Here is a 20,916-nt window from a genome sequence, read left to right on the forward strand (position 1 = left end):
TAAAATATCCATATTGTCAAAAACAAGATTAAAAAAAAACCTTGGCAGGGGTTCTATTAAGTTTATTAAATGTAGATTTCTTAAGCAATATTATCCTTAATTTTCACCTTTTGGGATAAATTCTTTATTGGATTAAAAAATAGGTTCTTTTCATATTTATTCATAGCAGTAAACCACATTAGGACTACAAATACAATCGAAAAAATTATAATTTTTATTACCAAGAACACCCAAGAATGGGCAGGTATTATCTTATTTATTGTCAAACCATAAAATATACTGATAATTAAAGGAAGACTCATATAACAAATATTCATCCAAAATTTAGGTATATTTATATTTATGCTTCTCCAATAATATACATTTATTACAACTATATTCCCAATAGTTACTGCTATTGCAGTTCCAATTGCACAACCTAATGCACCCCATAATTGGGCAAAAATAATACTCAATGGCACATTTAAAATCGCAACTGAAGCATTTATTATTGTTACAAATTTTTGCTTATTTTTTGCTTGTAATATTACGCCACCCATGCTCTGAACCAATGAAACAACCATCGGTATTAAAACTACTAATGCTACAATAAATGAAATTAAATATTTCTTTCCAACCCATAAGAGAATAAACTCTTGCCCAAAAACAACAAAGCCGCTTAAGGCAAATGAAATAATAAGATATTGAATTCTACCTATCTTAATAAATAAATCTGACAATTCGAAATCAACTGCATCTTTTGTAACCATACCAGTGACTTTACTTAAAAACACATTGGAGATTGAAGATGAAAAACCGGAGAAGTACCCAGTAAAAGTAGTTCCAATTGTATAGATTGAAATTGCAATTGTACCACTATATATTCCTAAAATAACTTGGTCTGTTGAATCATATAGTTTATTAATCACCAAATTTAAAAATATATATGACGAAAAAATTATAATTTCTTTTAATAAACTTTTTTCAATTTTTTTAAAAACTATTTTTATTTTTAAGACACTAAAACAATAGTAAATATTTATTATAATAGACAGTATCGTAATACTTGCTGTAAATATCGCCATAGTTATAGATCTGTAACCTAGTAATAATAATGGTAACATAACGAGCGGACTAACTATGGAACTAACAATAACGGTTAATCTCTGAAAAATAAATTTTTCATGTGCAAGTACAATAACGCTAAACAACCCAAATCCAATACCAAGAGATAAATTTAATGTTACTATTCCCATTAAAACTTTAAGCTTTTCAAGCTCATCTACACTTAATGAATTTGAAAAAAGCAAGTTTGAGTTTAATGTCAAAACTGTGCCTGCAATAAATGCTATTATTCCTAATATCCCGTACATGATAAAGAACATGCCATAAATTTTCGAACAACTTTCTTTATCATTTAGTGCTGTATACTTAGATGTATATCTAATTACTGCATTACCTAATCCAAAGTTTAATACCCCTATATAGCCTGCAGCAGAGTTAGCCAAACTGTATAAGCCATATTCAGATTGCCCAAGCAGATTTAGCATGATAGGAGTATAAATTATCGAAATAGCACTATTTATAAATAATGCTAAATAAGATAATAATGCACCTGCTTTTAACTGATTTTTCATCATATTATCCTTCCAAAATATTGAATAATTTATTCATCTCTCTGGATGTTCCATAGTTCTCTTTAGCTAAAGTACTAGAGAAATTACTTCGTAAAAACTTATTTTCGATTAATTTTTTTAAGGCTAAGTAAATTTCATTTTCATCAATATTTACAATTAGCCCTGTTTTTCCATTAGATATTTGTTCATTAGCTCCATTTACATTTGTTGTTACAATAGGTTTGAAAAACTGTTTAGCTTCAATTAATGTAATGCAATAGCCTTCATATCTTGAAGGTTGTACGTATATATCACACTGTTCTAAGTAAGGGTATGGATTAGTATCTGATCCTAACAAAATGAATTTATCCTCTAATTTATTTTCAATTATTAATTTTTCATATTCTTTTCTAGAATTTCCTTCTCCTAAACAGTACCATCTTATATTGTATCCATCATTTATTAATTGAGAAAAAGCACGAATTGCTATGTCTTGCCCTTTTTCTTTTGATAACCTTCCAATTGTTAAAATTCTTAGACCATCAAAATCATCCTTAAACCCACTACCTCTTTTAGCATATTCTTTAATAAGGTCTGAAGGAACAATATTAAAAAACACTTCTACTTTTTTACTTATTTCAGGTAACAAATTTATTAGTTTTATCTTCGCTTCGTAAGAAACAACAAATATTCTATCAAACTTTTTATATATTTTTGTTGCAAAACTTTTATTAAAACCAATTTTGGTGACATCGAAATGAATCCATTGTACCTTTTGCTTTGATTTTATTTTGTTTATAACATAATAGCTTATTAATTCCATTGGTCCTGCATATGCAACAGCAATATCATATTCAGTTTTAAAACTAGGAAAATCCTTTAAAACATATTTAATAAATGGACTTTTTTCCCCTATAATTTTAGTATAAAAGAGAAGACACATGAAATTTATAGCTTTTATCCACATGCCTGATTTGAGAAGTTTTATTACTGTTAAGTGAAGTGGCTGATTTATAATATCTTTAATCTGGTTATATCCTTGTAAGTACTCTACATGAACATAATCAGGGATTGAATCTTGGAAGTCTCCATACTCCTCTAACAGTAGGATTGAAATATCAAACTTATCTTTTGGCATTTCGGATATCATGTTAAGTAATGCTTTTTCCGTTCCACCTACATTCATATTTATAATCATAAAAATAATTTTTTTCTTCATACTTCCTCCTGCACTATTAAGTTAACTCCCAAGAATTCGCTTAATTTCACAAATTGATTATTTGCTCCAGATATTACCGACTTCAAATTATTTTTATTATTAAACGATTTGTCTATAGTAGTATCATCATATTGTAAATAAAGTTTATCCATGGTAATTAGAATTTCATTAAGGTTAATGTCTATTAACATATTAGATGTTTTTTTGCTATAGATAACAGGCATGACACCTATACCCAGTATTAATGCTAATATATTGGCATGAAATCTAGCAGCCACAAACAATTTAAAAGAAGCTATTAAATTAATAGCTTCTTCTAATTTCCCTTGATATTCGTACGTTGCCACTTTTTGAAGAGCCTGTTTTGATAACTGTGATTGGATTATATTTATGATCTCAAGGTCTCCCTCATTCTTACAAAAAGACATTAAATAACATTCATAACCTCTGTTTACTAGTAATTCTATTGTTTTAATCGTACTACTAATATATTCATTAAAATAACTTGATAATCCATGTTTATGCCGGACATCTATAATCGAAAAACCAACTCTATTGTTAATGGTTAATCCTTTATACTTTTCTACATTTTTTTGGAAAATAATATCAGGTGCATACCTAACTTGAGGTAGGTTTTTAAATAATTCATAAGAATATAGATCTCGAAAACAAACGTCATTGCATAATTTAAAAAATTGATAATAATCGTTTAAGAATTTCTCTGTCTTATATGGACCAAAATTTGCACCAAGAATAAATATAGGCTTTTGCCTTTTTTTAAATTCTTTGGCTATTTCCATCCTTTCTTTATATAAGGAATGATGATAATCTTCTTCCCTAAAAATGGAACCTCCCAAAAATAATAGAGCATCATGTTCCTCTGCTACTTTATGAAAATTGGTTATTGAATCAGTAATTTTAAGTCGTTGCCCTATTTTATTTAGCAATGAATATTTTCTTTTTTTTACATTAGGATAGGCAGAAAGAAACCGATCATAATTTTCTCCCAGGTAGTTAACAGTAAATTCACAATTAGGAAATTTCTTTACTAGAACATCTAAAAAAAGATCATCCCCTAAGTTAAACATTAAATAAATATCAACAAAAATTTTCTTCATAAAATCATCACCATCATCACCATTTATTAATTTTGCACCAATTGATAAAACTTATTTAATTGATTTACAGAATTATATGCTTCAATAGTATTCAATTCCTGAATTATTTTGATTTTAAAACTCTGATCATCGAGATATTTTTTTATTCCTTTATAAATATTGTGAATATCACACTCGACTATTAATCCATCAACATTATTATTAATTATTTCTTTTGCAGTAGGAAAGTTAGTACATACAATTGGCCTTTTTAAAATTTTAGCTTCACTTACTGTAAGACCAAACCCTTCCTTAATTGAAGTTTGTACATATAAATCACAATTTTTCATATATGGATAAGGATTTATTTTTTTACCAAGAAGAGTAAAATGGGAATTTAATTCAAATTTATCTATTATATTTTGGAGTTTGTTTCTTTCTGGACCTTCTCCAATAACGAACCATTTAAACTTATATCCTGAACTCTTAAGCAGTTTTGCTACTTCAATTGCCATATCATATCCTTTAGCCGTTACAAGTCTTCCAACTGTTAATATATTTATTACTGACTTATCAAATTCATGAACTACATGTTCATTAGACATTTTATAAATTAATGAGGGGTTTATTATATCTAAAATTAGTTCAACCTTTTTATTGTATTCTTCTCTTATTTGGGACACAGATTTATTGATGTGCTTAGAAACAGTAATGATTTTTTGTATTTCCTTATATGATTCAAAATCAATCTCTTTATTATATAGTGAGTTAGTATAATCTGTATTAATCCAGGCAAGTTTTTTTGACGCGGTAACTTTATTAGCTACAAAGTATGTGGGCATTCCTTGACTATATGCAATTGCAACATCATACTTTTTTTGTATAGGTACCAAGATTTTTTTTATATTTTTAAATACTATTTGTTCAGTATGTAATGATTGCATTCGATAGTTATTTAATCTTAAATTTAACAATGTTTTAAGTCTGTAATAATAAAATTTCAACTTTTCATGAAATAAGAATCTTTCTTTGTTATTAAATCGATAATATTCCGGAACTGGAAGGATATTAACAGATTGTGGAAGGTATTTCTCTAATTCACCTCCCTTTCTAAATAATAATAGGTCCACATCATATTTTGTGTAATCAATTAAATTCAATAAAGACACTAAACTTTTTTCTGCTCCCCCAATGGTTAGTGAATCAATAACAAATAATAAAATTTTTTTCATAGACCCACTTTCTTTCTTCTCGTTAATTTATTTTTAAAAGATTTTAAAGTGTTAATAAAAGCTGCATAAAAAATGCATATCTTAACAAAGTTGCCTTTTATTAAAAACAAATAAGGAATAGAGTATAAATCATTTGAGGTAAAATCCTCTTTGTACTTCTGTATATATGAAATAGATAAGATTATCTTTACATTTTCAATTGCTGCCTCTAGTCCGATTACTTTTAGATTTTTACCTTGTTGATCAACTAAAGTAAAAACTACATCTTGAATTTTCTTAGTCATTAATTTTTTTATTCTATTTTTATTTAATCCCGTAGAGTTTAATATTTTCTCTATAAATCTGCACACTGAAATATAGTTTTCTAAATAATCAATTGAGATATTAGAACTTATACTAGTCTGATTCAATCTATTGTAAATATATAAATACTCTTGGACTGTAGAAAAGGATTTACTGTGAATTGCATATTTTAGTACAAATATCAAATCCTCTGACATAAATATATTTTTATCCAATCTTATATTATTATTCTGAATAATTTCTCTTTTATAAATTTTACCCCATAAAACTCCCCCAGTACCTTCACAAACCATTTCTAAAAAATAGTGTAATGAAATTTTTCTTTTAAAATTAAAATCTGTATGATAATGTACCCCATAAATTGAAATATCTTTATAGCCACAGCAAACCAAATCCGAATTCGTACTTACCATTTCTTTTAATAATTTTTCTATATAATATTCATTAACTGTATCATCTGCATCAACAAACACTATATATTCACCATTTGCATTGGCAATTGCTTTATTACGAGCTTCGGATGGTCCTTTATTCTCTTGGTAAAAATATATTATTTCTTTATGCTTTTTTTTGTATTCAATAATTATACTTTCACTTTCATCTGTGGAGCCGTCATTCACAATTATTATTTCAAGATTTGGATGCGTTTGTTCTAGTACACTATCTAAACATTTTGAAAGGTACTTTTCACAATTATATACAGGTATAATTACACTTACTTTCGGAACCATCCTTACCTCCAAATTAATCAATTAGGCTGTCCAGCAAAATGTATAAAAGATAAAACTCTAATGAATCTTTTAAAAAGGTTAATTTCTTGAAATGATCAGTTTCAATAACATATAGAAATTATAATTTTAATTACTCAACTTTCGCAGACTGAAATAGGCAGGTATGCCTTGATATAGTTGGGTAAGTCAGCGATCCATTGTTGTAGTTGACTTTTGATTAACTTTTGAATTTTTTTGTTACTCTTTTTAAGGGTATCTTCAAGAAGCTCGATTAATTGCTGAAGTGCAATTGCCCAATCGAGGTCACTGATTTCATCACAGAGTTCATAAAACATACCGCCTAGTGTTCTTTCGTCCGTGCTACATCGGTTTTGCCATGACAGTACAATATATCGCGTAAAAACAATCGTTGTACGACTAATTAAGGAATCATAGGAACGACCTTGAAACTCCTTTTGGAGTTTTAATAAGGAATCCGTTGTCTTGAAAAAGACTTCAATGTCCCATCTCATGCCGTATATTTTGATGATTTCTTGGTCATTTAACGTACAATCTGTACTCAAAATAGCTAGCCACTCGCTCTTTTTATTACGGTTACGAACGAAGACAATTTTGACTGTTACTTCGTTGGCTTGGGTAGTTTGAATGGAGCGAAGAAGCCAGCCCTTTTTTTCCTTGAATAGGTGCTGCTAAACGATAAAGATCATTCAAGCTCACCCGCTTACCATCTACAAAATAACATTGCTTTAAATTCTTAACCATGCCAATTACATCTAGCCCTTGTTCTTTGATGTTCTTAATAAGTGGTTGATGGGTAAACCAAGTATCCATTAACACATAAGAGGCATCTATTCCAGCATTTAGAGCCATTGAATCATGTCTGGAATTTGTTCTGGCGCAGATTGTAATACTTCAAGGCGTCGTTTGTAACCTGAACTGCGCTTATCGATTTTACTTGTTATTCCGTTAATTTGGCCTGTTTTTGAGCTTAATAAAGAAAAGTCCACAGGAATGAAGGTGGCACCATCTGACCAGCCAAGGGTCAGCATGCGAAAGCCTTTATAAAATCGCATTTTTTGAGAAGCATGATCAAAACACCGAGCTAGCAACTCCACTGATTTGCTACGATTTCGATCATACGAAGAATCATCTAACACCAAGACCTTCGGTCTGTCATGATTCGAAAGTCTGGTAACTTTGCCAATCGTGTGAGCACTAAGAAAAAGTAAAAATCTACGCCATGCAAAGGTGGACTTATTTAAATAACGATACACTGCATCTTTAGCAGGAAAATCGGAAGATTTTTTACTTTCAAGTGTCCGAAACCAGTTCTTATTTTCAAAGATCAAACAAAAAATCAGTTGAAAAAGAAAACCACAAGAAAAGCCAAAAGACTTTGTAATACCAGCTTTTCTTAGATGTTTTAGCACCTGTAATTCTTTAAATGTTGATGTTAGTTCATTGGAAGTTGCTTATTTTGACCATTATTCGATATCATATAGGAGGCACCTCTTTTGTATGGTTATTGTGATTCTCGACAAATCAACTATAACAAACGATGAGGTGTTTTTTCATGCCTATTTTTAAGGTCAAGCACTATATTTCAACGACTCTGAACTTTACTGCCATTTAAACTCATCATATTTTTTTTTAGGTGCGAAAGTTGAGTTAATTAAATAGTTTCCTACTATTGATTGTTAGTATTTACATAAACATTTGTACCTTATATATACCTTTTTAAGATTTTAAGCTTTAGTCCCTTTCCATCAGTTAAACTATTTCTTAGACATTGTATATTTTTTATTACTCTATCAATTTTTTTATTCTGACTGGTTCTTCCATTTAATAAATTCAAGCAGCATTTTATAATCTGAAATTTCTTCTTTTTCAATTCCTGAATTTTTTAATTCCCTAGCCAAGTCTATCCACTCTTTATCAGGTATTTTCTGAGTTTCTTCTATTAGTTCTGTTGTTAACAAGGCTTTTAAATCTATCCTTAAAACCATGGCAATTTTATTGATGACTTGAATAGAGGGATTCTTATTTATATTCCGTTCAATATTACTTAAATAAGATTTCGAAATTTTCGCTCGTTCAGCAAGCTCTGATAATGTTAAACCCCTTTGTTTTCGTATTTCATATATATTATTACCAATCATTACTAAATACCCCGTTTGCCCTTTTTTGTATAACTTTAGTTTATTTCCTTTATCATCTTTCGTTGGAACATTTCACTTATGCAACGAATCACTCTCATTTGATCCTCCTCTGTCATATTGGACCCGGATGGCAAACAAACACCGTTTGTAAAAAGCTGATCAGATACACTTTGCTTATAACTATGTGAATAATATCTACCACCTTTAAATAGCGGCTGTAGATGAAGCGGCTTCCACACAGGCCTGGCTTCAATATTATCTGCATTCAACGCACCCAATAGCTCTTTGACCGAAACTCCTGCTTCTTTCTCATTAATCGTAAGAGCGGTTAACCAGCGGTTGGAACGAGTATCTACTAATTCAGGCATGAAATGTATTCCAGATAAATGGGTCAACTCATCGTAATACCGATCAAATATCGTTCTTCTTGTTTCCACCCGATCTTCTAATATTTCTAACTGGGCCCTGCCAACGCCAGCCAAAATATTGCTTAATCTGTAATTAAAACCAATTTGGCTATGCTGGTAATGTGGTGCTGGGTCACGTGCCTGCGTAGCTAAAAAACGTGCTTTCTGCAATGCTTCCCTGTCATCTGATATCAGCATGCCACCGCCGGAAGTAGTAATGATCTTATTTCCATTAAAAGAATAAATACCAAACTTTCCAAAAGTGCCGCTTGCTTTTCCTTTATAAGTAGATCCTAGCGATTCAGCTGCATCTTCAATAATTGGAACATCATAATGTTTGCAAATGGCAAGGATCTCATCCATTTTGGCACTCTGGCCATACAGGTTGACCACAATCACTGCCTTTGGCAGCTTCCCTTCTTTTATTGCATCTTGAAATGCCCTTTCCAAGGCATCTGGTGACATATTCCATGTTTCCGGTTCCGAATCAATAAATACCGGTTCAGCTCCTTGATAGATGATGGGGTTAGCACTTGCGATAAACGTTAAGGTCGAACAAAATACCTTATCCCCTTTTTTTACGTCTAATAAAGAAAGAGCCAAATGAATCGCTGCTGTTCCCGAACTAACAGCTACAGCTTCATTGGCTCCTACATATTGGGCTAATTCTCTTTCAAACTGATCCACATTTGGACCAAGCGGGGCAATCCAATTAGATTCAAAAGCTTCATTAATATATTTCTTTTCATTCCCACTCATATGTGGTGAGGAGAGAAAAATTCTCTTTTTAGTTTCAATTATGGTCATAAATTACCACATCCTTGTTATCTATAGGATAAACAAACACATGCTCTAATTCTTGAATATTATAAAGTTCTCGTAAATCTCGAATTTGATAATGAGCACTGTACTCATTAATATTATTTACCGCTGAATATATTCCATTTTCCCTACAAATATGAACTGTTTTCCACCCTAAGCGTTTAGCAGTAATAAAATCTTTAGACACATTATCACCAATGTATATACATTCATGGTGTTGGCAATTTAATTCCTTACTTGCTTGAATATACGGAATAGGACTTGGCTTCCAGTTTTTTCTACCTAATTTATCGGTTAGAATAATTGAATGAAACTGCTCCTCTATCTTTAAAGCATTTACTTTTTTTTCTTGTGATATCAGATAACCATCGGATATCAGGCCTAACTTTGTTGATCCTAGCAAATGTTGTAATACCCATCTTGCATCTTCTAGTAATTGAATAGTTGGTTCATGTCCTCGATATACATTAACCATGTCAATAATCATGCCCTCATTAAAATTCATTTTTAATAATTCTAGTGATTTATTAAAAATATTTTTTCTAATACCATTATTAAATAAAAAAGTGGCTATATTATAGAACCCAACAATTTCAAAGTTCTCTCTAAGCCACTTATCTACAGCCTTATATCCACTAAAAATATAATCAATTTCATTAAATAGAGTATCGTCCATGTCAAATATTAACGCTTTTATCTTCATAACCTATACTCTCCGAAAAAACTGCATCATCAAAACGAAGCATTATTAAATTTTCTTTCCAATCAAGTTCATATTTATTAAATGTAGCTCCCAGACATAACTCTATTGTCCATAATGGAAAATTTGCACCGGCCTCAATTGAGAGTGGTATTCCACCTCCAAAACGTGGATTTATTTCAATAAATGTAATCGTCCCATCTTCCTTTTTAAAACACTGTAAGGTAATGCATCCCGCTGCACCTGGTAATTTTGTAACAACACTTTCTACAGCATTAATAATTTCAATATCCTTTTTTGTTATACCCTTACTTACCTCACCAGCTCTAGTTTCGATTCTTTGCCGTGGCACAATTGTTTTTATATTCCCATTAAAATCTGTCATTACATCAACTGTATACTCTATTCCCATAATAAATTCTTGTATTATAGGATTAGGAATATAGTCTTTAAAAAAGTCTAATTCCCTTTTATTATTAATTTTTATTACACCCTTACTTGAACTGCCATGCCGAGGCTTTATTAACAATGGAAATTTAAAATTCTCAATTGTTAGATCTTCTTCACTAAATACTTTTGGAGTTGCTATTCCATTCTTGGAAAAGAACTTATAAGTCTCTAACTTATCATTTGCTATTTCATTTAATTTTTTACTAGAAATCAACAATTTTACACCAATTTGTTCAAATAGATCTTTATTGTTTGCCAAAAGCACCAATTCTGTATCTATTAAAGGAATGACTAAATCAATTTCCTCTATTTCACATATATTTAGTAGTTCCGCTAAATAATTATCGTCAGTAACTCTTGGTACTAAATAATGTTTGTTACTATAAAATGCTGACGGAGCATTATGTTTAAGATCAGCAGTTATAATCCTACCTTTTAGGTTTTTCTCAAGATAAGTTTCCCTAAATTTTTTTATCAAAGAAACCCTTCTGCCTGAACTTGTAAATAAAATATTAATATCATATTCTTTCATGTCTATCTAAGCTCCCTTTAAATTCCGGCATAGTAGCATGGTTTTCATGCCTGATTCCTTCCGTTTTAATTACTTTTAGCACTGTCAAAAATAATATCTTTAAATCTAAATAGAAATTATGATTTTCTACATACCATATATCATGTTCAAATTTTTCTTCCCAAGAGATTGCATTCCGCCCATTTATCTGGGCCCAGCCGGTTATACCTGGCCTGACTTGATGGCGTCTATATTGTTCTACTGAATAAAGTGGCAGGTATTCCATTAACAATGGTCTTGGTCCAACCAAACTGATATCCCCTTTTAACACATTGAAAAGCTGCGGTAATTCATCTAAACTAAATTTCCTTAAAAATTTTCCAAAAGAAGTCAACCTGATATGATCTGGCAAAAGCACTCCATTTTGATCTTTTTCATTTGTCATCGTCCTAAACTTATAGAGGTAAAATGGCTTGCCGTATAATCCAGGACGTTGTTGTTTAAACAGAAACGGAGTTCCTAATTTGATTCTTACTGCCAGTGCCACCAGCAAAATAACCGGAGAAAGACAGATTAATAAAATCATGGAAACGAATAAATCAAACAAACGTTTCATTTATTCGTCACCAAAACTTCTTGGATAATTTCCTGGATTAATTCCGCCACTTTTATGTCTTCTGATTTTTCACCCTTTAAATAAGCATGAAAAAGAATCTCTTGAAATCTTTTCTGAGTGAGTTTTTCAGAAATACTCATTTATCAAACCCCGCTAAACAAATTAAATTTCCACTAAAAAATCCTCACTATTGAAATAGTGAGGATCTTTTATGCTATTCATTTTATTTTCATATCCATTTGGATTCTGTTTCTGCCATCGCCACGCATCCTCGCACATCTCAACAATGTTTTTCTCTGCCTGCCAGCCTAATTCTCTTTTCGCCTTTAATGGATCTGCGAAGCAAACAGCTGCATCGCCGGGTCTTGGGTCTACTATTCTGTACGGAATTTTCATCTCTGATGCCTTTTCAAAAGCAGAAACCATTTCCAATACACTATAACCTTGGCCTGTACCCAGATTATATGCGTCAATACCGGTTAAGGTTGAAACTTTTTCTAGTGCTCGTAAATGACCCACTGCCAAATCGACAACATGGATATAATCACGGACACCCGTACCATCTTTCGTTGGATAGTTACTTCCAAAAATATTAAGTTCCTTTAATTTTCCAACGGCAACTTGAGTGATGTATGGCATGAGATTATTGGGGATTCCATTTGGATCTTCACCAATCAGACCGCTATAATGGGCACCAATTGGATTAAAATATCGCAAAAGTGCTATGCTCCAAGTTTGGTCAGAAATATAGAGATCTTGTAAAATCTCTTCAATCATCAATTTCGTCCGTCCATATGGATTCAAGGTAAATAACGGAGATTCTTCCGAAATTGGAACTCGCTCAGGCATTCCATATACAGTTGCTGATGAACTAAATACTAATTTTTTGACGTCGTGCCTTTTCATTACCTCACATAAAATGATCGTACTAGTAATATTATTATAATAATAGCTAAGCGGTAGTCTGACTGATTCACCAACCGCTTTAAGGCCTGCAAAGTGTATGACTGCTTCAATTTCATTTTCAATAAATACACGATCGACTTTTTCCTTGTCCAACAAGTCAACATCATAGAATTTAAATTTTCGACCTGTAATCCTACGGATTCGGTTAAGTGATTCTGATTTGCTATTAATAAAGTTATCTAATACCACAATCTCATATCCTGCATTTAACAGTTCAACACAAGTATGGCTGCCGATGTAGCCTGCTCCTCCTGTTATTAATATCGCCATCTTTGTTCACCTCACTTTAAATTTGTTAAAGGATTATCCTTCAATTAATTGATAAAACTTCTTCATTTCTTCTTGGTTTCTATCATTTGAATTTAATAAGTTATTGGATAATTTATCTCTTAAATCACAAGAAAGGAATAATCTCTTTATTCCTTCAGCAATTCCTTCCGGACTTGATTTAACTAGTATCCCTGTCTCTTCATTTTTAATTTGATTGGAGAAGGATGGAATGTTTGTTACAACGATTGGACGATACAATGCAAGTGCTTCTTCAACGGCTACACAATGAGCCTCTGTTAATGACGGCTGAACATATACATCACAAATTCCCATATACGGATAAGGGTTGGGCTGTTCTCCTAATAAAATAAAATGTTCATTTAGTCCCAGTTCTTTTGATTTTCTTTCAAGAGTTTCAAGTAGAGGACCATTTCCAACCAAATACCAAACAATGTCAAAGCCCTGATCTACAAGTATTTTACACGCTTTGAGAGCAAGTAAAACTCCCTTCTCCTCAACAAGTCTTGCTACAGAAACAATTTTAAATTTTTTACTTTTATTTATTTTATTTTCCTTTATTACTTCTTTTGACAATGAACGAACTGATTCAGGTTGTATTCGATTATGGATCACTTGTATCTTTTCTTCTAATTCTGGAAAAACAGTTTTTAAAGATTCTTTTGAAGATTCGGCCACTGAAACAATATAGTTGCTTCTCGAAAAAATTTCTTTATCAAGTTTTGGAGAAGGCCACCCATGTTTTTGGCTGTAGACATAATCCATGTGGTTATAAACTATTTTCTTATCAGCATTTATCTTTTCAATTACATAATAATTGCAAAAGAAATCTAGATAACTAATAGCCACATCATAGTGTTTTTTTATATTTGGAAGTGAATGTCGATAAACTCCCCATCTCAACCCTGTACCCATTCCTTTTGATAATCTTCCTAGTAATGCAGCAAGTAATTTGCCTAACAATAAACGAAAACGCCCCTTCTTTATAAGCTGTGGTAAAGCTTTTGAAAGCGGGGTCGAAAAGCTTTCAAAGAGAGGAGGGAGAATATTCACTTTTTTTGGTATTTCTTCAAATAAAACTCCACTGTGATCAAATAATAGTAAATCAACTTCATACCTATCATAGTCTAAATCTGAAAGTAGGGTTAATAAGCTTCTTTCTACTCCACCCGTTTGCAGGTATTGGGTTACAAATAACAATTTCTTTCTCACCTTTTTAACTCCTTGTTAATGAAGATTGAATTCCATATAATGTTAACCATTTATCAATATTCTCCCGAATATTAAACCCCATTTTTAAAAATGATTGAGAGATAGTTTGATTATCAGGCTTTTTTATTGAAAATGCCTTTTTTATCTCCTTTGACCAATTTCTTATATCCTCTTCTAAATTTAAATAGGAGATTAAACCGAGACCTATATCTGTTGACTTAGGTATGGTATCAGAAACAACACATGGTGTTCCCGCGCACTGTGCTTCTAACGTAACGATACCAAATCCTTCAGATAACGACGGAAAAACAAATACATCAAAAGCCTTCATCATTCTGGAAATATCTTCTCTAACACCAGTAATTCTTACATATTCACTTATTCCAAGTTCTTTGGCTTCTTTCTCTATTGATTTTCTTAATGAACCATCACCTACAAATACCGCAAATATATTTTGGCCTTCCATCAACATTTGTTTTAAGATTCTTAGTATAAAGCTATGATTTTTAATATAAGAAAGGCTACCAACATGGCCTATTAGCTTTGCCTCCTCTGGGATACCCAGCTCGTTCCTTACACTTTCAGTATGATTGTCAATTAATTGTGTAAACCTTTCAACCTCTATACCATTTTTTAAAATATGGACTTTCCCATGTTTCACCTTTTTTTCTCCAAATAAAAAACTTGCAGCTTCTTCGCTGCAAGCACAAAGCTCAGTTGCTGAAAATGTAATTACCTTTTGGAGAACTACTAAGGATAGCCTTTCCTTAAAACCATTTTTTCTTGTCCATTGGTTGCTATGTGAATGACAAATCCTTTTATTTATTCCAGATAGTTTAGCAGCTAAAGCTGGAAATCCCGACTGATAATCAGTATGGGAGTGCACTGCAATGTATGGTCTTGATCTCATAATCTTTTTTAATTCACGAATATAGGGAACGGGACCTGCTTGTCCAAGGCTCGCAATATGGTATACCTTACCACCCATAGCTTTAATTTCATCATCATAATCACATTTTTCTTTTCTATGTGAAACAAAATCAAACTGGACCTTTTTTTTATCTATGTTTCGGTATAAACTCATTAGTAAAGTTTCGGTCCCTCCACGATTCATTGCGCTGACTATATGTAATACTCTTGTTGGAACTTTTGTATTCATTAAATTCACCACCATGCTAATCAATTTAAATATTATTTGAAGTTAAACAACAAGTTACCCATACCTATTTAAATTTTATAAGTGAATGTAGATACTTTTATAGATAATATTAAGTGATATGACTTGCTCATAGTAAAAATAAATAAAATAACAGCCTAAAATTACGTAATAAATAACTCTTCTATCCTGATTGGAAAATAAATTAACAATCCAAGAAATTAAAATTAGACTATAAAGTCCAAAGTAAATATCAAATCTAGCAAATATCCAATTTTTTGATGAAATTACCATAAAGACAAAACCCAAAATGGACAAATTAACTATATAATCACTTTTTGGCCATAGTTCTCTGAGTCTTTCCCTGCCAATGAAGGCCACAATTAAGGGAGCACCCGTCACTGTAACTCTTAGTATATTGGCACCTCCTTCGGAGAAATTACTATAATGTCCATATTGTGTATCATCAAGAGCCTTGAACAATATTCCTGAAAACTGGTTAAATCCCGCTGCTAACAGGATAGCAAGTCCTAAAAGAATAAATGTTACTTTTGACCACGCCTCCCTTCTAACAACAAAATAAATTGGGAGAAAAATTAGTGCAGTCTGATGAACGGTAGATGCTAATAATACGATTAACATATATTTTTTCAAGTTTCCATCAAAAATATATTTAGTTGCTGTAAATAATATAGCTGCTGCTAAAAATTGCCTTATTCCATTCATAGAAACTGTGTACATACCTGAGGCTATATAAACAAATAAACTTAATTCAATCATTCTGGAATATTTGTATAAAACCATTACGATAAATAAATTGGTAATAAGAGCTACTGTAAAAATTAATATTTGTGGATCACGAGAAATTTTTTGTAAAAGAGATTGTAAAATGTTAAACCCAAAGTCGCCTGAAAATTTAATATCTTGTAAACTAAAATCTTGAGTTTTATAACTATGCATATAAAAATAAGTATCACCTATATTATTTCGGAGCCCTGATATTAATACTAAAGATAAAATAGTTAAAAATATTATCAGTTTATTTGGTTTAATAAAAGGAGTTTCTGTGTATAAAGGTTTAGAAAAAAACCTTGCCAAAAAGGAAGATATATAAACAGCAAAAAAATTAATCCATAAAATTTCCATTTCAGAAATCCTTTCAAAAAATACCATCTTAAGTTGACTTTTGATTACTTTTCAATACGGTTTTTTTACTGGTATTTTGAATATAAAAATATAATCCAATACCCAAAGGCATTGCCAAAAAAGTAGTTGATTTACTTGGAGATTCCAATAAAAATTTTGAATTTCTTATCATAATACTACTAGAAATGTAATGAACAGATTCTCTAAACCTTTCCTTGAAAGATGGGGCATACTGCATTGCTACCTTTCGAAAAAAGGAAAAGCTTCTTGGGTTTCTTTTGTATTGATTAATAATGTTCATGCTTGATCCATCTGGCAGGTACTCAACATGACAAAGAATTTCGTTCATGACCAGCAACGGATATTTTTGATCGATGAGAATATATTTAAAACTTAGCGGGCAATACTTTTCCCCTGGAAATAATGGATATGGCGGTGTTTTTCTCGTTAACTCTGAACGATATACCAGTTTCTTATCACCCTTCACTCTATACTTTGAATAGAGATGTGTTAGCGTAGAATCCTTTATATCAATAGGCATTTTCGTTCCAATTACGCTTCCATTTGGGCTTGCATCTAATCCAACAATGCCGGCATATTTTTCACTGCCAAATTCATTCCAAAACGAGACGATTTTTTCAACTGCATCGTCTGGCATATAATCATCAGAATCGATACAAACATTAAGCTCCGTTTCGATTAGTTTATACGCCGTATTATGTGCTCCATGCATTCCTTGATTTTCTTGATAATGATATCGAATTGCTACCTCATTTTCTGAGATCCAGCTTTCTACTACTTCTCTCGTATTATCCGTCGAACCATCATCAACGATTAACCATACAAAATCTTTAGAGGTCTGTCTTTTCAAACTTTCATAGCATAAGTGAAGGGTATACGCTCGATTAAACGTTGGAGTAAAAACTGTTAATGTTGGGATCATTTAAACACCTCAAAGCACACTGAATTTTTTAGTTTCAACTGGGTAATAATTCATATAAAAATCAGCTAACCATTGAGCCATTGTGGCAGCATCATAGCCTTTCTTTTGTAACTCTTTGGATGTATCCACATGTTCAAAAGGCGAAGATGAGATCTGTTCCGCCCAATACCCCGGGGATTGGTTAAGATCAATAAATTCAACTCTCCCCGTCACATCACTTTCCATTGTAATCGTATTTGAAACGATACATTTTAAACCGGCAGCCTGTGCCTCTACGAGTACTACTGGTAAGCCTTCAAACAAAGATGGAAAAAGAAAAATATCCATTGCTTGCATAAGTTCAGGTATATCACTCCGAACTCCTAAAAACTTCACATGCGAAGTTAATCCGAGCTTCTCAACCTTTTTTTCTATGGAAGGTCGTAAATGCCCATCCCCTATCATAAGTAAAATTGCATCCGAATTTTTCTGGTGAACAGCTTTAAAAATATCAATAAGAAACTCGTGATTCTTTTGTTTATTAAACCTGCCAATATGTCCAAGGACTAGCTCATTTGTAATACCAAGTTCAGCTTTTATTTTATTTCTAATCGTTTCATTGAATTTAAAATCTCCAGCGTTAACTGCATTATTAAGAATCATTACATCATTGAATTTTGTGTGTTTTTTCCCAAACAGCCATTTGCCCGCATTCTTAGAACAAGCAAAATAATAATTGGGATGATCTTTCATTAAATATCTAGCATATAAACGAAATGGCAGCTTCCAATCTAACCCCAAATCGCTCAAATGACTGTGAGCAATTCGGCATGGAATATTTGCCTTTTTTGCAGCTCTTAAAACAAAACTGCTGTTTTCGTTAATATGTGAATGAACCACTTTGTATTCCTGATGTTTTTCAAAAAATTCATCAAGCAATTTAAAGTACTGATGATAGTTTCCTGGTTTAATTGGAGGCATTCGATAAATTTTGCCGCCAAGCTCCTCGATTTCTTTATCATAATGACCTTCATCAGCACGATGAACCATAAAATCAAATTGAATTTTTTCCCGGTCGATCTGACGATAATAATTCATTAGCATTGTTTCAAGCCCACCGCGATTCATAATGGTAACTACTTGAAGAACCCGAACTGGTGTCAATTTCATCACCCCCTATTTGATCACTTTCCTTAGTGTGTTAATACAAATTAACATAAGATAAAATCCTGCTGCAAAACGTGCTTTAGCACAAAAATAAAACACTCTCCAAACAATCGGAAACTTTGATAATTCCAATTGTTTAAAAGAATGTTTGATACGTTTGTTTTTTAAAAACGTTTGGATTTTTTTAATTTTATTAAAAATAGAAGACTGATTATCATGACTTATTGTATTCAAGCCAAGGCCTAATGTATTTAGACAAATACGATTATTTAAAGCTGAAAAATAGGTCTTATCCATATTTTTTTCATTTAAAAAATTTTCAATATACGTAAATAGATAAAACCACTGGTTCATTAAGTTTGGTTTATATCCGGAAGTAACAGAAGAACTATTTTCTTTCCAATAATGATAATAAGGATTATTTAAAAACAAAAAAGACTTTGCAAAATAGCTTGTTTCAATATTAAATAGTGTATCCTCGTTTGTACCAATATTTTTTAAATCTACAAATCTTATTCCGTGATTTTTTATAATTTCTGAACGATATAGTTTTGACCATACCGTCCCCCATGCATCCAATAATTCTGGATTGGCTATTTCATTATCTAATGGGCCTATTAAACGTCTCATTACGTTGGTTCTAACCTCTTCACCTTCATAGATTACTTTGTTGGGAAGTTCAAAATTTTTCATTTTAGAATGACTTGCGAATTCTCTCATATACGCGCACATGACAATATCTACTTTTTCATTTTTAGCATGATTAACCATGTCTTCATACATTTCTGGTTCAACCCAGTCATCAGGGTCAACAAATCCGATAAATTCACCGCTGGCCAATTGGATTCCTTTATTTCTTGCAGAAGAAACACCGCCGTTTGACTTATTAACGACCTTAATTCTAGAATCCTTTATCGAATACTCTTTGAGAATCTTTAAACTTAAATCCGTGGATCCATCATTAACAGCAATAATTTCAATATTTTTTAAGTTTTGTGATAATAAACTATCTAAGCATCTGCCTAAATATTTTTCTACATTATAGATAGGCACGATTATGCTTACTGTTGGTTTCATTTATTTCCTCCACCATATATCTTGAGTAGATTCCCATTAATTCTAAGAGAACTTTAGAATATGAGTATCTTTTCATTTTTTCCTGATTAGCCAGCCCCATCTGTTGGCAAAGACTATTAGAATGATAGAGACTGATTAACCTGAAGCTAAACTTCTGGTAATTATCCGGCGCTATCAGATACCCATTGATTCCTTCTTTAATTAGTTCTGAATGGCCCCGATTCACGCTTGCCACAATCGGCAGGCCGCAGGCCATTGCTTCCATGATATTGACCGGAAGTCCTTCCCTGATGCTTGATGCAACAGCAACATCACTTATTTTTAAGAGCGTTTCAATGTCTGTCCGATAGCCGAGAAAATCAATCATCTTATCAACGCCTAATTGAACTGCAAGCTCCCGGCATTCTCGTAAAAGCTGCCCTTCTCCGGCAAGCAATAGCTTCGCATTTGGCACTTGATCCTTCATCAATTCCAGTGATCGGATTATCAATTGTTGGTTTTTATTTTTATTAAATTCTGCTGCATAAAAAAGTAAGAATTCATCGTCTTTATATCCGTATTGTTTCCTCAGCTGGCTCTTTTGTTGGACAATAACTGGTTGGAATCGATCGGTATTCACTCCAACCCCATGAACATGATGAATGGTCTCAGCCTTAAAACGGTGATTTTTTGCCAACTCATAATCCTCTTGATTTATCGTGATTAAAGTATCTGTAGATTTTGACAGAACTTTCTCAATCGGATAGTAAATCAGCCAATTGACGAGTGGTGCACCTTTACAAAAATGAAAGCCGTGGGCTGTGTAGATTACCTTTGTTCCATTTTTTCTAGCTTTCTTAGCTGCAAGCCTTGCTAAGACCCCGCCCATTGGTGTATGGCTGTGAATGATTTTGTACTGATTTTTTTCAATAATCTTTTTAAGATCCTTGTAAGCCGAAAGATTGTCTCTATTGAAAGGGGACCGTTGAATTGGAATATCATATTTTAGATCCACATAGGGTAGCTCTATTTTTCCCGAGGCGGCTACATGAACCTCCCAGCCTTGTTCTTTAAACCATTGTAAATACGGCAGATGAAAAGCTTTGAAATGATAATCCACGGTTGCACAAAACAATACTTTTTTGTCCATATTTTTCTCCT

General features: G+C 32.1%; 19 protein-coding genes and 1 pseudogene. All 20 read right to left on the reverse strand.

What is annotated here, in order from left to right; translation table 11 throughout:
* Positions 1-80 precede the first annotated feature (80 nt).
* Positions 81-1,616 carry an oligosaccharide flippase family protein gene (locus JN080_RS06465; RefSeq protein WP_256235109.1) on the reverse strand — a complete coding sequence of 512 codons (1,536 nt, stop codon included), beginning with the start codon at positions 1,614-1,616 and terminating at the stop codon, positions 81-83.
* A 4-nt stretch (positions 1,617-1,620) separates the two neighbouring features.
* On the reverse strand, positions 1,621-2,814 hold the full coding sequence (locus tag JN080_RS06470; RefSeq protein WP_256235110.1) for a glycosyltransferase: 1,194 nt from the start codon (positions 2,812-2,814) through the stop codon (positions 1,621-1,623).
* Complete coding sequence (locus JN080_RS06475) at positions 2,811-3,932, reverse strand: polysaccharide pyruvyl transferase family protein (protein ID WP_256235111.1); 1,122 nt, start codon at positions 3,930-3,932, stop codon at positions 2,811-2,813. Before JN080_RS06475 ends, JN080_RS06470 begins: the two co-directional genes overlap by 4 nt.
* Positions 3,933-3,958: 26 nt before the next feature.
* On the reverse strand, positions 3,959-5,143 hold the full coding sequence (locus JN080_RS06480) for a glycosyltransferase (protein ID WP_256235112.1): 1,185 nt from the start codon (positions 5,141-5,143) through the stop codon (positions 3,959-3,961).
* On the reverse strand, positions 5,140-6,177 hold the full coding sequence (locus tag JN080_RS06485) for a glycosyltransferase family 2 protein (protein ID WP_256235113.1): 1,038 nt from the start codon (positions 6,175-6,177) through the stop codon (positions 5,140-5,142). Before JN080_RS06485 ends, JN080_RS06480 begins: the two co-directional genes overlap by 4 nt.
* Before the next feature lie 134 nt (positions 6,178-6,311).
* Positions 6,312-7,675 (reverse strand): annotated as a pseudogene (locus tag JN080_RS06490) (IS4 family transposase).
* Between the two features lie 322 nt (positions 7,676-7,997).
* Complete coding sequence (locus tag JN080_RS06495) at positions 7,998-8,336, reverse strand: XRE family transcriptional regulator (RefSeq protein WP_256235114.1); 339 nt, start codon at positions 8,334-8,336, stop codon at positions 7,998-8,000.
* A gap of 35 nt (positions 8,337-8,371) precedes the next feature.
* Complete coding sequence (locus JN080_RS06500) at positions 8,372-9,550, reverse strand: aminotransferase class I/II-fold pyridoxal phosphate-dependent enzyme (RefSeq protein WP_256235115.1); 1,179 nt, start codon at positions 9,548-9,550, stop codon at positions 8,372-8,374.
* The gene (locus JN080_RS06505) at positions 9,537-10,268 is read right to left on the reverse strand and encodes an HAD family hydrolase (protein ID WP_256235116.1); all 732 of its coding nucleotides are present in this window, start codon (positions 10,266-10,268) and stop codon (positions 9,537-9,539) included. The genes JN080_RS06500 and JN080_RS06505 overlap by 14 nt, the downstream gene beginning before the upstream one ends.
* A complete protein-coding gene (locus tag JN080_RS06510; RefSeq protein WP_256235117.1) occupies positions 10,243-11,247 on the reverse strand; it encodes an ATP-grasp domain-containing protein in 1,005 nt (334 codons plus the stop codon). The genes JN080_RS06505 and JN080_RS06510 overlap by 26 nt, the downstream gene beginning before the upstream one ends.
* A complete protein-coding gene (locus JN080_RS06515) occupies positions 11,234-11,842 on the reverse strand; it encodes a sugar transferase (RefSeq protein ID WP_256235118.1) in 609 nt (202 codons plus the stop codon). Before JN080_RS06515 ends, JN080_RS06510 begins: the two co-directional genes overlap by 14 nt.
* A complete protein-coding gene (locus tag JN080_RS06520) occupies positions 11,839-11,982 on the reverse strand; it encodes a YwzD family small protein (protein WP_256235119.1) in 144 nt (47 codons plus the stop codon). Before JN080_RS06520 ends, JN080_RS06515 begins: the two co-directional genes overlap by 4 nt.
* Before the next feature lie 22 nt (positions 11,983-12,004).
* Positions 12,005-13,078 (reverse strand): UDP-glucose 4-epimerase GalE, encoded by a 1,074-nt coding sequence (gene galE, locus JN080_RS06525; RefSeq protein ID WP_256235120.1) that lies wholly within the window; start codon positions 13,076-13,078, stop codon positions 12,005-12,007.
* Positions 13,079-13,111: 33 nt separating this feature from the next.
* Positions 13,112-14,308, reverse strand: a complete 1,197-nt coding sequence (locus JN080_RS06530) for a glycosyltransferase (RefSeq protein WP_256235121.1) — start codon at positions 14,306-14,308, stop codon at positions 13,112-13,114.
* Positions 14,309-14,312: 4 nt separating this feature from the next.
* Entirely contained in the window at positions 14,313-15,467 is a 1,155-nt protein-coding gene (locus JN080_RS06535; RefSeq protein WP_256235122.1) for a glycosyltransferase family 1 protein, read from the reverse strand.
* Between the two features lie 75 nt (positions 15,468-15,542).
* A complete protein-coding gene (locus JN080_RS06540) occupies positions 15,543-16,610 on the reverse strand; it encodes an EpsG family protein (protein ID WP_256235123.1) in 1,068 nt (355 codons plus the stop codon).
* Positions 16,611-16,638: 28 nt separating this feature from the next.
* Positions 16,639-17,553, reverse strand: a complete 915-nt coding sequence (locus tag JN080_RS06545; RefSeq protein ID WP_256235124.1) for a glycosyltransferase family 2 protein — start codon at positions 17,551-17,553, stop codon at positions 16,639-16,641.
* 9 nt (positions 17,554-17,562) lie between these two features.
* Entirely contained in the window at positions 17,563-18,696 is a 1,134-nt protein-coding gene (locus JN080_RS06550) for a glycosyltransferase family 1 protein (protein WP_256235125.1), read from the reverse strand.
* 12 nt (positions 18,697-18,708) lie between these two features.
* Complete coding sequence (locus tag JN080_RS06555; RefSeq protein WP_256235127.1) at positions 18,709-19,776, reverse strand: glycosyltransferase family 2 protein; 1,068 nt, start codon at positions 19,774-19,776, stop codon at positions 18,709-18,711.
* Entirely contained in the window at positions 19,739-20,905 is a 1,167-nt protein-coding gene (locus JN080_RS06560; RefSeq protein WP_256235129.1) for a glycosyltransferase family 4 protein, read from the reverse strand. Before JN080_RS06560 ends, JN080_RS06555 begins: the two co-directional genes overlap by 38 nt.
* Positions 20,906-20,916 lie beyond the last annotated feature (11 nt).

It is taken from the genome of Bacillus sp. EB600 (assembly GCF_024494385.1).
Taxonomy (GTDB): domain Bacteria; phylum Bacillota; class Bacilli; order Bacillales; family Cytobacillaceae; genus JAEVLT01.

Coding starts and splice junctions, on each gene's coding strand:
- JN080_RS06470 (WP_256235110.1), bottom strand. CDS start 2,814: ATGAAGAAAAAAATTATTTTTATGATTATAAATATGAATGTAGGTGGA.
- JN080_RS06560 (WP_256235129.1), bottom strand. CDS start 20,905: ATGGACAAAAAAGTATTGTTTTGTGCAACCGTGGATTATCATTTCAAA.
- JN080_RS06475 (WP_256235111.1), bottom strand. CDS start 3,932: ATGAAGAAAATTTTTGTTGATATTTATTTAATGTTTAACTTAGGGGAT.
- JN080_RS06485 (WP_256235113.1), bottom strand. CDS start 6,177: ATGGTTCCGAAAGTAAGTGTAATTATACCTGTATATAATTGTGAAAAG.
- JN080_RS06555 (WP_256235127.1), bottom strand. CDS start 19,776: ATGAAACCAACAGTAAGCATAATCGTGCCTATCTATAATGTAGAAAAA.
- JN080_RS06520 (WP_256235119.1), bottom strand. CDS start 11,982: ATGAGTATTTCTGAAAAACTCACTCAGAAAAGATTTCAAGAGATTCTT.
- galE (WP_256235120.1), bottom strand. CDS start 13,078: ATGGCGATATTAATAACAGGAGGAGCAGGCTACATCGGCAGCCATACT.
- JN080_RS06500 (WP_256235115.1), bottom strand. CDS start 9,550: ATGACCATAATTGAAACTAAAAAGAGAATTTTTCTCTCCTCACCACAT.
- JN080_RS06505 (WP_256235116.1), bottom strand. CDS start 10,268: ATGAAGATAAAAGCGTTAATATTTGACATGGACGATACTCTATTTAAT.
- JN080_RS06495 (WP_256235114.1), bottom strand. CDS start 8,336: ATGATTGGTAATAATATATATGAAATACGAAAACAAAGGGGTTTAACA.
- JN080_RS06515 (WP_256235118.1), bottom strand. CDS start 11,842: ATGAAACGTTTGTTTGATTTATTCGTTTCCATGATTTTATTAATCTGT.
- JN080_RS06480 (WP_256235112.1), bottom strand. CDS start 5,143: ATGAAAAAAATTTTATTATTTGTTATTGATTCACTAACCATTGGGGGA.
- JN080_RS06540 (WP_256235123.1), bottom strand. CDS start 16,610: ATGGAAATTTTATGGATTAATTTTTTTGCTGTTTATATATCTTCCTTT.
- JN080_RS06545 (WP_256235124.1), bottom strand. CDS start 17,553: ATGATCCCAACATTAACAGTTTTTACTCCAACGTTTAATCGAGCGTAT.
- JN080_RS06510 (WP_256235117.1), bottom strand. CDS start 11,247: ATGAAAGAATATGATATTAATATTTTATTTACAAGTTCAGGCAGAAGG.
- JN080_RS06465 (WP_256235109.1), bottom strand. CDS start 1,616: ATGAAAAATCAGTTAAAAGCAGGTGCATTATTATCTTATTTAGCATTA.
- JN080_RS06535 (WP_256235122.1), bottom strand. CDS start 15,467: ATGAATACAAAAGTTCCAACAAGAGTATTACATATAGTCAGCGCAATG.